The sequence below is a fragment of the Cupriavidus sp. USMAHM13 genome, from assembly GCF_001854285.1.
Lineage (GTDB): Bacteria > Pseudomonadota > Gammaproteobacteria > Burkholderiales > Burkholderiaceae > Cupriavidus > Cupriavidus malaysiensis.
In genome coordinates, this window is sequence record NZ_CP017752.1 from 3,222,902 (window position 1) to 3,238,611 (window position 15,710).

Annotated in this window: 5 protein-coding genes; 1 reads left to right on the forward strand and 4 read right to left on the reverse strand. The window is 71.4% G+C overall.

The window, feature by feature from the left end; genetic code table 11:
- Window positions 1–22 precede the first annotated feature (22 nt).
- On the forward strand, window positions 23–472 hold the full coding sequence (locus BKK81_RS32355) for a hypothetical protein (RefSeq protein ID WP_231908159.1): 450 nt from the start codon (window positions 23–25) through the stop codon (window positions 470–472).
- A 79-nt stretch (window positions 473–551) separates the two neighbouring features.
- Here BKK81_RS32355 and BKK81_RS32360 read toward each other — a convergent pair whose 3' ends face one another.
- The 4 genes from BKK81_RS32360 to BKK81_RS32375 all read right to left on the reverse strand — a co-directional run bounded on the left by BKK81_RS32360 (window position 552) and on the right by BKK81_RS32375 (window position 15,599).
- Window positions 552–12,803, reverse strand: coding sequence for a filamentous haemagglutinin family protein (locus BKK81_RS32360; protein ID WP_197524013.1), 12,252 nt, complete (start codon window positions 12,801–12,803; stop codon window positions 552–554).
- A 373-nt stretch (window positions 12,804–13,176) separates the two neighbouring features.
- Window positions 13,177–14,199 (reverse strand): FecR family protein, encoded by a 1,023-nt coding sequence (locus tag BKK81_RS32365; protein ID WP_083384666.1) that lies wholly within the window; start codon window positions 14,197–14,199, stop codon window positions 13,177–13,179.
- 105 nt (window positions 14,200–14,304) lie between these two features.
- On the reverse strand, window positions 14,305–14,811 hold the full coding sequence (locus BKK81_RS32370; protein ID WP_071021589.1) for an RNA polymerase sigma factor: 507 nt from the start codon (window positions 14,809–14,811) through the stop codon (window positions 14,305–14,307).
- Window positions 14,808–15,599, reverse strand: a complete 792-nt coding sequence (locus BKK81_RS32375; protein WP_156811519.1) for a hypothetical protein — start codon at window positions 15,597–15,599, stop codon at window positions 14,808–14,810. The genes BKK81_RS32370 and BKK81_RS32375 overlap by 4 nt, the downstream gene beginning before the upstream one ends.
- Between the last annotated feature and the right edge of the window lie 111 nt (window positions 15,600–15,710).

Sequence of the window (15,710 nt, forward strand, 5' to 3'; positions counted from 1 at the left end):
GCAGGAACACGGCGCCTGGCCTATGCTGGAAGCCGGCATCGACATGACCATGGAGGACGCGATGATCAAGCGAACGGGGAAGGGCTGGCGGCATTGCGCCATCGGCGCGGCGCTGGCGGGATCCGCCCTGGCGGCCGGCGCGGCATCCGCGCCCGCCGCCAGGGAGTTGGAAACACGGGAAGAGGTGGCAGGGCACGCGGCCGGCTGCGTGGAGGTGGAGGTCAACGGCATGCGCTCGCCGTCCTACGACTGCCTGACCGACAAGCTCAAGCCCGCCGCCTCGGCGGCGGGCGCCAGGCCGCCGCGGCAACCGGAGTCGGAAGCCATCGCCCAGCGGCCGGGCAATCAGCTCGGCGTGTTCAACTGGTCGGCCACATCCCAGCGCATGGGCAATACCTTCGGCACCTCGGTCACGCCGCAGCGCCCCGCCGCTTCACCGCCGCCGTCCCCGCTGATCCGGCCCGGATCCTGAGCCCCGCCCTGCGCCCCTCCCGGCGCCCCTCCCGGCGCCCCTCCCGGCGCTTTTCGCCGGGACCATGACGCTGGCGGCCTCAGTGCGCCGGCTCGGCCGCCTGCTGCAGGCGGCGGCGCTCGTCGTCGCTGAGGCGCGCCCACAGCCGGGGGTCGACCTTGCCGCCGAGACCGACGATCTGCACGGGGCTCGACGGGTCGTAGCGATAGGGCATGCCGGACTGCAGCCCCGCTGCCGGCCTGCGCTCGCCGTCTGCGGCCGGCGATACGTCGCCGCCCAGCATGCGCACGGTGAAGATCGACGGCAGGCCCTGGCGCTGCGCGGCACGCTCGCGCGTCATCGCATCCTGCGCCGCGGCCGCCGCCTGGGAAGCCACCGCGCTGGCATTGCTCAGCGCCCCCACGTTGACGCTGGCCACCACCGGCAGGCCGGTCGACTTGCCCTGCACCTGCACATTGGCCGCGTTCACCACCTGCAGCGCGGCAAAGTTGACGTTGCCCGAGACCCGGATGCCCGCCTCGCCCGCGTCGATGGTGCCCAGCGGCGCCACCAGGTCCACGTCGCCCGGCGGCACCTCCGGGATCGGGCTCAGCGTGGCGATGCCCGCGCCCGAGGACGGCACGTTCGGCGACACCGTGACATTGCCCAGCGCGTCGTAGACGCGCTTGGGCGGGGTGTACAGCACGGTCGTCTTGGCCCCCCGGCCGGCGTTGATGTCGCCGTCCGACGACCAGCCCTGGATGCTGCCGCCGAAGGTGGTCATGACACGCGACAGGCCCAGCAGGATGCTGCCCTTCGAGTACAGGGCGATGTCGCCCGAGCCTTGCGTGATCAGGCCGGCGCCGGTCCCTGCCGGCACGCCTTCCACGCCGACCAGGGTCTTGCCGCCCGGATTGAGCATCTGGATGCCGCCGCCGAAGTTGGTGTGGATGCCGGCGTCCGTCGTCACGGGTACCGCCTGGCCATTCACCGTCTTGGAGCCCGTGATGCTGCTGAACATGGTGATGTCGCCCTGGTAGGCGATCGCCCTGCCCTGCGCGTCGGCGCCCGGGAACAGCGTCGCGATCGCCTCGCGCCCGCGCAGGTAGCTGCCGTAGCGCGAACTCGCCGGATCGTTGTACTCGCGCCCGCCCAGCAGCAGCTCCTGGAAATAGACCTGCCGCGCGAAGACACCCTGCTGCTCGCCGGGCAGCGCCAGGAAATAGGCCAGCGCGGCGGCGGCCGTGCCCTGGTAGCCGAAACGCTGCCGCAGCCAGGCCAGCAGCTCTGTGTCGTAGGTGTGCGCCACCTTGCCGCTGCCCGCCAGCGGCGTGCCGGCGTTCAGCTGGTTCGCCGCATCGAAGTACAGCCGGGCGAAGCCGGCGTAGTCGGGGCCGTTCGCGCCGACGCCGGCCAGCACCGTGATACCGGCCCCGCCCGACTTGTTCGACACGTTGACCACGTCGCCCGCGCTCGTCAGCGAGCCGTCATAGCCCTGGTACAGGTTGCGCCCGGCCTGGACCTGCAGCAGGCCCGGCCCGGCGATCGTCACCGACTGGCGGAAGATATCGCGGCCGGCCTGGATCAGCGTGATGTCGCCCGCATCCAGGTTCAAGAAGGTACTCGCCGTGGTACCCGTGCCGACGATATCGCGGCCGGCGATGACCTGGAACGGCTTGGCGGCGGCGTACCAGGTGGTGGGGAACGGCTGGAAGGAACCGGGGCCGAACCCCGGCGGCGGGTTCTGTACCTGCCCGAGCGTCAGGTCGACGATATCCTTGCCGGCATAGACGAGCGCCGGCAGGTCATCCCCCGCATGGAGATTTCCCAGCGGCGTGTCCGGGCCGAACGCGATCGGACTGCTGCGCGTAAAGCCGAGATAGGCCGAGGTCGGACTGGCATTGTTCGTGCCGCCGCCATTGACCGACGTTTCGAAGATCGGGCGCAAGGGCGTCGCCAGCGTGCTCATGCCGGCGCCGGACATGGCCACCACCTGGCTGGACCCGTAGATGGAGCCCGCCGCCAGCAGCTCGAGCTGGCCGCGCGGCGACGGCACCAGTTCGAGCACCGGATACGTGAGGCCCGCCAAGGGCTCGGCGAAACGGATGTCGCCGTTGGCAGCCGCGACGATCAGCGTGCCAGGATAGAAGCCGTTGCTGTTCGACAGGCTGTTGCCGAAGACCCCGCCCTGCAACGGTGCCACATCGCCACCGGCGGAATACAGCCGGATCGCCGATGCCGGCGTCCAGAGGGTGAAGGCGGAGAAGCCGCCAGTCGGAACCAGGGCCGTGCTGCCGTCCGCATTGCGCAGCAGATAGGGAATGCCGGCCTGGTCGACCGCGTTGCCCATGCCGGCATCGGCGGCGCCGGCGATCGCCAGGTCTCCGCGCGCGGAGACATTGACGACGCCGTCGCCCGGCGTCAAGGTGGGGCCGGGCGTCTTCGTCGAGCGCTCGAAGACGTTGGCTTCGACCGCGCGCGGATCGAACGACGTGAACAAGGAGCCGCCTTGCACGACCGTCAGCGCACCGATGGAGCCGGCATTCACATTGATGTCGCCGCGCAGGTTCGTGATCGCGCCATAGTAGTCGGGCGGCAGGACGGAGGTATTCGGCAACACCGCGTTGAGTCCGCCGCCGATCTTCAGCGTGAGATCGCCGCCGCCGGTGGCGACCACGGTGCCGTCGGCCAGTACGCGGCCGGTCGAGGCCACCGCGAGATCGAGCGCGGTCGAGCCGCCGCCGGTCAGGCCGGCATTGCGGCCCGCAATCACGGTCAGGTTGCCGCCGCCCAGGGTGCCGATCCCCTGGAAGCCGGTCATCGAGCTATCCACCTTCCAGCTGGCGGTCTGCGTCAGGGAACCGAAGTTGATCCACCACGCGGTGGGATCGGCGGACGCGCCGCCGCCCTGGCGCCGCAGCCAATTGCCGCTCAGGTCCGAATCGACATAGCGGGAATTGTTGTCGGCGATCTGCACGCGGCCCGTGACGTCCTGCTGGGCCATGAGCAGCAGGTCGCCGCCATGCTCCGGGTACCAGGCGTGCAGGCCGGCGCCCCGCATGGCGATGATGTCGTAGGGATTGCTGCCATCCGCTGCCAGGATCGGCGCCGCTTGCGTGCCGGCGGTGTAGACGCCGTAGGGCGTGGCCTCGCTGAAGCTGCCGCCGGCCAGCAATTCGAGATTGCCGGTGCCGGTGCGCAGCACGCTGAAGAAGGTGCCGTTCAGGGACGCGTTGTAGCTCGGATCGTTGAGGGTCAGATTGCCGCCGCCGTTGAGCGCGCGCACGGTCTGCAAGGCGCGCTGGTCCGCGCCGGCCAGGTCGGCGCCGGCAACCAGGCGCAGCGACGCGGATGACGTACCGGCCGCCAGCATGGTCGCCGCGGCCGACGCGGCCGGCGCGCCCGGCATGCCATTGCTGACCAGCGTGGTGGCGACACCCGGCAGCGGGATCCCGGCCTCGAACAGCAGGCCGTCCGAGGCGGACAGCCTGGTGCCGGCGGGAATCGTGTCGCCGACGTAGTAGATGGTTCCATCCGTGCCGATGAGGCCGCCGAGGTAGTTGTAGAAGTCGTCGTTCGGCACCGTCCAGCTCGTCATCAGGTAGACGTCCTTCGACGCGACGTAGCTGGCCCCCGGCGTGCCCCAGTAGCCATCCTGGAGGGAGAACTCGGCACTGTTGGTGATATCCAGGATACCGTCATAGATCGCCGGCTTGCCCGTGACCGCCCGGAAGCCGTCGGAAATGCTGCCCTTGACCGCAAGGTTGCCGCCGGCGCGGATCACCAGGGCCAGCGGCTCACCCGCGCCATAGGCGGCGGACGTGGCATCGCGGTCGGCGCCGGGCCCATAGCGATAGCCGGCCAGGTCGATATCGCCGGATACCGTCAGGTTGCCCTGCGGGGTGGCGCTCACCAGCTCCACGCCCGGGCGCAGGTGCAGGGCGCTGCCATAGGCGGACAGCCCCGCCAGGCGGCCCTGCAGGGCGGCATTGGCAAGCGCACCGGCCATGAAGAGCTGGCTGTCCCGATCGACCAGATCGAGCCAGCCCTGCGTGATGACCTGGCCGTTGGCATCGCCCGGATCGGCCGGCGCGTTCGCATAGGTGGCGAAGCCGTTCAGCAGGATGCTGCGCGCACCGCGGATGGTGAGCGGTCCGGCGGCCGAGATGGCGACATCGTTGCCGGTCGCATTGGCCGGAGCCCCCGCGCCGGTCGCGCTGGCCACGGTCGCGCCGACGCGCTGCGCGTTCAGCACGATATCGCCATAGGCCACGCCATCCGGGGTGGACAGGTCGATGATGGCGCCCGGCTGCAGCAACAGGGTGCCGCCGGCGGCGGTGAGTTCGACATGCCCGCGGTTCTTCGCCTCGATCGGCTGGCCGTAGCTGTCCATCTGCAGCACGGTGCCGTGCGCGTCGAGCACCGCGCCCGCTGCCAGCGTCAGCCCCTTGCCGGCCGACAGCCGGATCGTGCCGGGGGCCGCCCCCGATGCGTCGATGGTGCCGTTCACGGTCAACTGCCCGCCGTCCGTCGCGATCGACACCTGGTGCGCCTTCACGCCGTCGCCGACCACCAGGTCGCCCTGCCTGGCGGTGAAGCTGCGCGCATCGAAGAAGCCGCCCCGGGTCAGCGCGGCATTGAGGCCGGCAAAGTCGGCGAACGTCCCGGCCCGCGCATTGAAGTCGCCGCTGGCCTGGCCCTCGGTCGCGCCGCCGTTCAGCGTCCCGTTGAGCGCGACCTGCCCGTTGCCGGCATCGATCGTGATCTCGCCGGCGTTGGCATGGGTGGCCGAGACGTCGATCAGCGAGCCGCCGGCCTGCACCACGCCGCCCTGCGCGCTGTGGAAACTGGCCGTGCCGCCGAAGCCATAGACCGTGGCCCGCTGGATGGTCGATGGCTGGCCGCTCAGGTCGATGCGGCTGCCCGCGTCCAGCGCGATATCGTGGGTAGCGTTCACCACCAGCTTGCCGCTCGGCAGCAGGATGGTGCTGCCGATGGCGACGCTGTCGCCGCCCAGGTCGATCTCCGCGCCCGCCACGGTCGAGACCGCCTGGCTCGGCGCCTGGCCCGGCGGCGCCACCACGTTCAGCGCCCCGCCCGCCGTATAGGCCATGATCGACTTCTGCATGCCGGTCAGCAGCGGCGTCGCCAGCGTCAGGTTGCCGCCGCTGCCGCTCTGGCCGAACACGGCGCCGGCGTCCGTGCTCGGTGCCTGGTAGACGAAGAGCGAACCGTTGCCGGCCGACACGATCTTCTCGCTGGCCTTCAGGTTGACGTTGCCGAAGCCATAGACCGTGCGGCTGACCTTGGCGTTGTCCAGCGACAGGAACTGGCCCAGGTCGATCTCCCTGGCCACCAGGTCCAGCGTGCCCAGGCCCGTGCCCGGGCCACCGGCCGCGAGCGCCGGCGGCGTGGCGCCGGCGATGCTGTTCCACGTGATCCTGCCGGCCGCGATGGTGGCATGGTCGCCGGCCCCGCCCCAGCCGTAGAGCGCGGGCGTGTTCAGCACCAGGTTGATGCCGGTGCCGGTGGCGTCCAGGCCGGCGCTGCCGAACACGTTGATCGCGCTGGACGCGCCCAGCGTGATCGTCTGCAGCGCGGGCACGCCCCGCGGCAGATCGCCGCTGACCAGCCGGTTGAACAGCGCCTGGTCGAACTGCAGGCCGGCCGGGGCGCCCGCCGCGGCGATGTCGGCGCTGCTGCCGACGTTGACGGTGTTCATGGCCAGCGCGATATTGCGCGAACCGAAGCGGGCGCCCGCGTCCATATTGACCCCGCCGTTGGTGGCGAACGCCAGCGTGCCCTCCGAGTACAGCTGCGACCCGGCGCCGATGGTGATGGCGCCGGTGCCCTGCGAACCGAGAAAGTCCAGCCGGCCGTTGGACAGCGCCAGCACCGAGGTACCGTAGCCGGTGGAGTAGCCCATGCCGGTGGAGGCCGAGTCGAACGGCGCCCGGCCCTGGCCGATGGTGCTCAGGGTCACGTTGTTGCCGACGCCGATATTGCCGCCGACCAGCACCAGTTCGCCGCCCTGGAGGGTGACGCCGTCGCGGATGGCAAGGTCCTGCCCGCCCTGGAACATCAGCGTGCCGTTGACCACGCCCACCGTACCGTTGACCAGCAGTCGCGGGGACGCGATCGCATTCAGGTCGGCGGCACGCACCGAGACGCCGTTGAAGCCCGGCGTGGCGGCGTCCGCGACGATCTCGCCCACGTTCGCCAGGGCCACAGAACCGTCGATCCCGCCTGCGTCGCCCTGCAGCCGCGCCGTCCCCGCGAAGCTCAGCGCCGCCATGCCCGGTTGCGAGATCGGCTGCTCGAACCTGATCTGCAGGACTTTGCCGTCGCCCGGCAGCAGCGGGCGCAGGCCGCCGAACTGCGCCGCGCTGGCGGTGAAGAAATCGGCGTAGCCTTGCTCGTTGTACTGCGCGTAGCGGCGCACCGCCGAGCCCGGCGTGATCAGCGCCGTCAGCGGCAAGGCACTGCGGAAGCCGGTGTTGGCGATACCGCTCTGGACCGCGGTGGCATAGGTGCCGTTGCCGATCGCGGCAACGCCGCCGGGCGGCTTGCCGCTGCCCGCGCCGAGCTCCACCCGGTAGGCGCCGGGCAGCAGCGCGTAGTTGGAGGGCAGCAGCGTGTAGGTGCCCGCCGGCAGGCCGGGCACGCCCGCGCCCACGGTGATCTGCTGGCCGATGGCCGGGTCGCCGGCGCCGTTCTCCGGCGCCGCCGGCGCGTAGCCGGAAGCATAGCCCGGCAGGATGGCGTAGACCTTGTCGCTCGCCTTGCTCAGCGGCGTGGCCGGGTTGGCATTGACCAGCGGCGTGGTAAGGATGTTGACCGAGCCGCCGCGGCCCGAGACGAAGCCCGCGCCGGCCAGGGTGCCGCCGCCGGAGAGGTCCAGCGTCGCCCCGCCCTGCACGTTGACGGCCTGCGCGTCCAGCGTGATCCCGGCCCCGGAGCGCAAGGTGGTGTTGCCGCTGAAACCGGTGAGGTCCAGGGGCCGCACGCTGGTGCCGCCGTAGCTGTAGGTCACGCCGTCGACGGTGCCGCCATAGGGGATGGCCAGGCCTGCCATCGAGACCGAGGTCAGGCTGCCGGGCAGCAGGTCCACCCGCTGCGTCGCCGGGAAGTGGTTGCCCAGCGTGATGGCGCCGAAGGGAGCGCGCACGATGCCGCCCTGCTCGATGATCGGCGCCAGCAAAGTGAGGCTGCCGAACACGGACAAGGGAGCGTCCGGGACGTCCGGCGTGGTGCGCCCGATCGTCAGCTTCGCCACGTAGCCGCCATCGCCCGCATTGCCCGCATTGCTTGTATTGCCCTGCCCCGCGATGACGGTGGCCCTCGCATTGGTGGCCGGGTACACCTGGGCGGCCTGCAGGTCGATGTCCCAGGCGCTGGCCAGCGTGGTGCCCTGGTCGACGGTGGTGGGCAGGAAGCGGATGTCGCCCTGGCTGGCCAGCCGGGTGGTGCGGAAGCCGGGCGACGGCGTGTGGACGAAGCCGAAGATCGAACTATCGTAGTGGGCGATGTCGGCCGAGAAGGCCAGCAGCCCCTGGATATCGATCTGCTTCGCATCGACTTCGAAGGTGGCGACGGTCGGAGCCGCCGCGGCGAGCGGGTTGCCGATCGTGCCGCTGCTGTTGCCGTCCGGCACGATGACCGGCACCCCGCTGAGCAGGACATAGGGCGCGGCAATGCGCACGCTGCCCCTTGCCGGCGGCGTGGAGGCATCGGGTGGCGCCGCCAGCACCGGCCCCGAGGTGAACGCGCCCGCCGTCAGCGACACGCTCTTGCCGAGCGCCAGCGAGACATCCCCCGAGAACTGCATGTAGTCGCCGGACCTCAGCGCCAGCGCGTCGAAGCCGCCGGCCTTGACCGCGTCCGCGCTGACGGTGGCGCGGCCGAGGGCCAGCGCGGCGGCATTGGTGCCCGCGGCGAGATCCGCGGGCAGCGACGGCGCGGGCTGTGCCTGCACCACGCTCATGGTGCTCGGCACCAGGACGTTGGCCGGCAGCACGCCGCCCAGGTTGGAGAAATAGGGCGTAAGCAGCGCGATCGACAGGCTGCCGCCGCTCGCCCCGGCTCCGCCGCTGACGGCGTGCAAGGTGCCGTCCAGGTAGATCCCGCTCAGCGAATCGAGCGAGATGGCGCCACCATTGCTCGCCAGCGTGACGGCACCGCCCGGCGCGGCGCGCGTGTCCACCGTGCCCGCATCGACCACGACGCGGGTGCCATCGGCGCCCAGCTCGGCGCCCGGGCGCACCACCACGAAGGCGGTGCCCCCGCTCACCTTGATGGTGCCGCCATCCATGGCCGTGCCATAGCGGCGCCCCTGGGCATCCACCGCTGCGTAGGCCTGGCCCGAGACATCGAGCCTGGCGCTCGGGCCGACCCACACCGACACGCCGCGCCCGACCCCGGCCGCATCGAAATTGCGCAGGGCGTCGAGCGAGCCGTCCGCTTCGTTGAGCAGGCTGATGCTGCCGCCGTGCGCCGTCAGCCTGCCCTCGATATCGATCTGCCCGGTGGCGTCGATCTTGATGCCCTGCCCCGGATCGACGGTGATCGAGGCGTCTTTCTGCATGACGATCGACCCGCCGCCTATCAGCACGCCGTTCGCGCTGCGGGTCTGCGAACGCAGCGTCAGGCTGGCGCCCCCGCGCTGCGTGAGCGTGGCGCTCTGCGGATGCTCGGCATAGAGCGGCGGGAGCCACAAGGACATCGCCGCGGACGGATCGCTGCCCGAGGGCGCCATGAGGCTGTCGGCGGTGATGCGGTACACCGGCATCGCCGGCGCGATGGCGGAGCCCGCCACCAGCATGCCCAGCCCGGCATTGATGTCGTAGTTGGAGAAGCCCGCGCGGAAGAACGCGGGGCTGAGCGCCGGGGCCGGCGCCACCGACACCGTCTGCGGCAGGGCCGTGCCCGGTGGAATCACCGTGCCGGCCTGGTAGATCATGTCCCGCGCCTGCACCGAGCCGGTGGCATAGACAAGGTTGTAGGGGGTGATCGGCAGGCCCTGCGGGAAGACGCTGGAGGGAATCACCGTACCGGCCGCGATCGTGCCCAGGCCGGCCACCCCGGTGATGAGCGTTCCCGCCGGGATCCGCTGGCCGGGAAAGTAATAGACCATGTTGCCATTGCCATCCCTGGCATTCAACGGGCTCATCCCGCTCGGGACCACCCAGTCTGCCGCGGTCGGGATGGCGGGCACGCCCGATACCGCGATGTCGACGGGAACCGGAACGTCCAGCGGCAGCGTGTTGTGCACCTCCGTCAGCGTGAAGGGCAAGGGCTGCCCGGCGGCAATGGTCAGCGGCTGCGTGAGCTGCATGCGCAGCGGCGCCGGCGTGCCGGCGGCCAGCACGCCGCCGGCCAGCGAGGCGTTTTCGCCGACCAGCACATTGTTCGGCGAAGACAAGGTCAGCGTGCCGCCGCCGCTGACGCCGGCCGCGCGGATCGCACCGTCCAGCACCAGATTACCGGTCACGGCGCTGGTGCCGCCGGACACGTCGCCGGCGATCAGCGTGACGTTGCCGCCCTTGCCGCCCACGGTCTTGCCGCTGGCCAGGATGGCCGCGCCGGACGACACGTCGATCACGCTGCCGGCGGCGATGGTCACGTCCTGCGAGCCGTCGATCGTAACGCTGCCGCCATTGACATAGGCAAGCCCGGCAAGTCTGGCCGGATCGATGCGCGCATTGGTCCACACTCCGCGCACGTCGATCGTCCTGCCTGCCGCGAGCGTCAGTTTCGATGTGCCATCGGCCGCCATCAGCGCGCCGGGATAGCGATCACCGGCGCGCGTGAATTCGTTGGATACCGTCACGCTGCCGCCGTGCGCCGTCAGGTTGGCATCGATGTCGACCTTGGGCGCCACCAGGCTCAGCTGGCCGCCGTCGGCCAGCACCAGCGGCTGGCTCACCACGATGCGCCCGCCGCTGGCCAGGTCCAGCACGCCCAGTTGGAACCCGTTCAGCATCCCCGCGTCCAGCCACACCGTGTTCTGCCGCTGCGGGTCGAGCGCATCCGCCGCACCCATGCCCGGCGTCACCCCCACCTCGGTGCCGATCTTCACCTCACTGGTGAACACCCCGGTGCGCCCCGGCCCCGTGTACTGCCCCAGCGCCAGCCCGCCCGCCTGCGCCACCGCGTACTGCCCCTGCTTGTAGCCGTCGGCGAGGCCCGCCGCGCGCGCCTGCGTCTGCTGCGCCCCGTTGAACACCCGCGCCACCACCTCGCCTTCCAGCACCGCCGTCGGCGCGCTCACCTGCAGCCGACCCGCGTCGCGCCCCACCGTGTAGCCGTTCTGCAGCACCTGCTGCGGCGCGATCAGCGGGCTCGCGTACGACTGCGTCGCCGTCTTGCCCCAGCGCGGGTGCTCGTCGTCGAAGCCCGTGTAGACCCCCGTGTACAACACCCCCGCCAGCGCGTTGTCGGCCTTGGTCAGCGTCCCGTCCGCCGCCTTGAACCAGGTCTGCTTCAGATACCCCGTCTGCACGTCCAGGCTGCCGCCCGACAGGTTGATCGACGAGCCCGCCTGCGTCACCACCTCCTTGCCGCCCAGCGTCACCGTGCCGCCCTGTGCCGCCCACTCGCCGATGCGGTGCCCCTGGTTGCCCAGGTAGCCGCCCACCTCCAGCAGCCCGCCTCCCGTGTACCAGCGCTCGGTCGCGTAGCCCCCCACGCCCGCCGGCACGTACACCAGCCGGCGCCGGTCGATCCACACGTTCGCATTGAGCAGGTTCCCGCTGTCGCGGTTGCCCGGCGCGTCGCGCTGCTCGTTGCCCTGCACGTTGATCTTGACGTTGTTGGTGTCCATCGCCAGCGCCACGCCCACCGCCCCCGACACATCCAGCTGCGCCCGGTTCGCCACGAAGCTGCGCCCCGTCGCGCTCACCGCGATCTGCCCGCCCGTGGCCAGCGTCAGCGAGTCGCCCTGGAACAGCACGTCGCCCCCGCTGACGATCTCCACGCGCGACTGGTCGCGCCGGTCCGACAGCTTCGACAGGTTGTCGAACAGCCCCGACGCCGCCCCCGCGCGCAGCAGGTCCTGCGCCGCCGAGTCCTGCATCAGCGCGTCGCGCTGGCTGTCCAGCGCCGTGGTCTTGCCGTCGTCGTCGATCAGCACCGCCGTCACCGCCCCCGGCCCCAGCGTCACCCGCCCCTGCGTGTCCGCCGCCGAGTTCAGCAGATGCACCGTGCCGCGCGTGTTGACCGTGGTGGTCGCCACCGCCACCCCGAGCTGCTGCACGTCGCGCCCGGCCAGCGTCACGTCACCCTCCGGGGCCAGGATCAGCCCGCTGTTGGCCACCTTGCCCGCGCTTCCCGTGCCACCGCTGGCCACGAACTGCGGCGAGATCTCGTTGCCGCGCGTGGTCGACGTGGTGTTGCCGTCGGTGCCCACCCCGCGCCGGATCACGAAGCTGTCGCCCGCCGCCAGCGCCGCCTGCCCGCGCGGCGTGGCGATCGTGCCCGCGTTGCCGACCTCCCCGCCCAGCAGCAGCACATAGCCCCCGCCCTGCGTCACCGTGGCCGGCGCGCGCGTGGCGATGCGCGCCCCGGCCTGCACCTCCACCTTGCCCAGCGCGTCGGTGAAGCTCGGCGTGGTGCCGTTCAGCCCGTAGATGCCGTTGCTGCTGAACTGCCCGTCGCTGATGCGCGCCGCCGCCGCCACCAGGTTGCGCGTGTCCACCTGGCTGGTGCCGCTGAAGATCACCCCGTTGCGGTTGACGATCATCACCGTGCCGTCGCCGCGGATCTGCCCCTGGATCTGGCTCGGCCGCGCCTGCGGGTCGTTGACCCGGTTCAGCACCGCCCAGTCCGCCTGCTGCTTGAAATCCACCGTGGTGCTGCGCCCCACGTTGAAGGTCTCCCAGTTCAGCACCGCGCGGTCCGCGGTCTGCTGGATCGCCACCGTGGTCTTGCCGTCGGCCACCGTCTGCGCCGGCGCATTGGCGTTGACCCAGCCCTGCGTGAGGCTGTTGGTGTCGATCTTCAGGCCGCCCTCGGCCAGCCCGTCCGGCACCGTGGCGTTGGCCGCCGCAGCCGCCGCGCGCGCGCTGGCCTGCGCGGCCTGCATCGCCGCGATGCCCTGCGCGGCCGTGCCCAGGTTGGCCAGCGAGCGCTGCAGCTCGGCGCTGGCCTGCTGCTGCTGCGCCGTGGGGCTCGCCAGCGCCGACACCGGCATGCCGTTGGGCAGGCGCCCGGTCTGCTGTGCCGTGCTCTGCGCCGCGCCCTTGGCGGCGAACCACGCGCTGCTGAAGGCCTGCTGCGCCTGCGCCGGGCTCCAGATGCCGCCGCTGGCGAGAATCAGCGCAGCGGCCCTGGCCATCGGTGCCCTGCGCAGCACGCGCCTGTCCTGTGCCAGCCGATCCGGTTTCGTTCCTGCGCACTTGCGCCCGCGTGTGCTCATCTTGAGGTCTCGCCTAGGTTTTGCGTCGATGCCGGCCCGGCGGCCCCGCCCGGGGGACCGCCGCGCTCATGGTGTCCAGCGCATCGCGGCGTCGCACGCCGTCGCTGCGCAAGTTTTCTGACGAGCTAAGACGATTGACGACCACGGCAGTCCGCAAAGTATTTTTCGGCACGCGTGTTGCAGGCAGACTGCAGGCATGGGGGATGAAGGCATGACGGCGCGAGGGCGTGACACCCACGCGGCGCAAAGACGCGAGGAAGCCGGCGACGCGCGTCACGCATCATCCGGCGCTCATGCACGGCAGGGAGGTTCAGCTCAGGATGAGCAGGCCGCCCGGCAGCGCGCGGGCCTCCAGGTCGAAGCTGTGCTGCAGCTGGGCCAGGGCCCGGTCCAGCGAGGCGATGTAGAAGCTGCCGCTCACCGGCATGTCGCGTACCGCGTCATTCACCAGCACGACGCGCCCTGGCCGGTAGCGGTTGATCTCCGCCAGCACCAGGCTCAGCTTGGTCTGCCGGAACACCAGTTCTCCGCTGCGCCAGGCCGAGACGTTGAGCGGATCGATGCTGGCGATGCCGGCAATCGAGCGGCCGTCATAGACGGTCTGCTGGCTGGCCTGCAGCTCGCGCACGCCGGCCGGATGCGCCACCCGGACCTTGCCTTCGAGGCAGGTCACGCAGACCTTGCCGTCCAGGTGGCGGACCTCGAAACGCCCGCCATCGGCCACGCTCTGGCCGCCGGCGGCGATGACGCCGAAGCGCTGCCCGCCGGCCGGCAGGTCGATGGCGGCCTCGCCCGCGAGCAGCGCGATGCTCGGCACGCCCTCGCGCGTGGCCTCGCGCCGGATCCGGGTCTGGGTGTTCAGCATGACGTTGACCCGGCCGGCCAGCGTGACGGAGCGCTGCTCGCCGGTGGCCGTGCGGTAGTCCGCTCCCCAGCCGTCGAGCGGCGGCCACAGCCCGCCGGGGGGATGCACCAGGGCAACCGCGGCGACCGCCGCCGCCCCGGCCGCGGCGGCACCGAGGAAGGCGCGCCGCCCGGCTTGCGATCGCGTCCGCTGCGCGGCCTGCGCATGGAAGCGCGCCGCCTTGGGGCTGCTGCGCAGCAGTTCCGCCGCGGCCGGCTGGAAGGCTTCCCAGCGCTGCCTGGCGTCGGCGAACGCCGCCTTGTGCGCCGGGCTGGCGTCGAGCCAGTGCTGGAAGCGCTGCGCATCCCACTGCTTGACGTCGCCGGATTTGAGCAGGCGCAGCCAGACCCAGGCCTGCTGGCGCAGCGTGTCGGTCGGGGCGGTGCGGTGGTCGGCGGATGTCTTCATCGTGTGACGGGGATCGGCCATGCCGAAGTGCTTTGGCGGGCGCCTGCCGCGCGGCAGCGGGCACGGTCGCCGGGTCCTTGCAGTGCTAAGACGATTGGCCGCCGCGCACTCCGCAAACTTTTTTGCTCACCGCTCCATGCGGGCCACCAGATAGTCATGGGCGTATTTCAGTTCGTATTCGACGGTGCGCTTGGAGCAGCCGAGGCGCCTGGCCACCTCTTCCTGCGTCAGGCACTCCAGGTGGACCAGCAGGAACACCTCGCGCCGGCGTGGCGGCATGCGCTCCAGCAGCCTCGCCATGGCGGCCAGTTCGGAGCGTCCCTCGGTGGTCTGCGCCGGCCCCGGCAGCGGATCGGCGAGCTCGATCAGCGCCTCGACCTCGTCGAGCGGCAGGGAACGGCTGCCCCGGCGCAGGGCGTCCACCGCGATATTGACGGCCATCCGCACCACATAGCTGCCCGGACTGCGCACCGGCGAGGCTTCGGCCGGGTCGGCGCTCAAGCGCACCCAGGCATCGTGCAGGGCATCGCCGGCCAGGTCGCTGCTGCCCAGCAGGCGCGTGACGCGCCGCTTCAGGCTGCCGTAGTGCCTGGCCAGGTAGTCGGCGAGAACCGGACGGGTTTCCTCGGTCATGGTGGCGGCGCCCCGCTAGCCGGCGCGCAGCGCGGCCCGGCATCGGGTCCGCGGGCCGCGCGGGGCAAGATCAGCATGATCACGGGCTGCGGCAGGTCGGCGGGCGGCGGCGCACCAAGCTGCACGCGCTGCAAGGCGGCCACGATCGCCGCGTCGCGCCGCGCGTCGCCGCTCGGGCCGAGCAGTTGCACGGCGCGCAAGGCACCCCCCGCGTCCACCCGGAAGCGCAACAAGGATCGGTATGTTCCCGGAGCAGTACGCGGATTGCTGCACAACGCCTCCCAGACACCCGTCTGAACCAAGCCCGGATACCCGGTCAAGTTACCCAGGCCAGCGCCGCCGCCGGCCGGAGCCGCGCCAGCCGCCTTCAGCACGAAGGCCTTGCCCGTACTGCCTTCCACCGTCTCGGCGATCAGCCCGGTCCCTTCCAGCAGCCGCTGCAGTGCCTCGCCGGGCGGATACGGCCCGTGCACCGGCGACGACACCCGCCCCGCCACGATCTCGCTGCGGAACAAGGCCGGTTGCCGGGTCAGCAGGGCGTACTGCCGGAGCGCGTCGGCCAGGGGCTGTGCCGGGATGTCGAACGCAAGCGGCGGCGTTGCCGCATCCGGCGCCGGGATATCGGCGCCCGCGGAGGACGGCGCATGCTCCTGCGCCGCGGCCGCCGGAACGCCCAAGCCGCCCACGCCGCTCAAGCAACCCGCCAGCGCAAGCACACGGAGCGACGCCAAGCAGCCTGTCATGTCGAGAAGGAAATCGCCAACGCCTCGCGAGAGCGGGAAGGACAAACCCTCGCGAAACGCCGGGAACGTTACTTACGCGACATGACACGGCTGTGACAGCAGCATTTCAGCGGTACCGGCGCACCAGGACGGCGGGCAAGGCGCCGCTTCCCCGGA

Bases quoted from the DNA above. Each gene is read 5' to 3' on its own strand.
- BKK81_RS32355 (WP_231908159.1), top strand. From the start codon at position 23: ATGCTGGAAGCCGGCATCGACATGACCATGGAGGACGCGATGATCAAG.
- BKK81_RS32365 (WP_083384666.1), bottom strand. From the start codon at position 14,199: ATGGCCGATCCCCGTCACACGATGAAGACATCCGCCGACCACCGCACC.
- BKK81_RS32370 (WP_071021589.1), bottom strand. From the start codon at position 14,811: ATGACCGAGGAAACCCGTCCGGTTCTCGCCGACTACCTGGCCAGGCAC.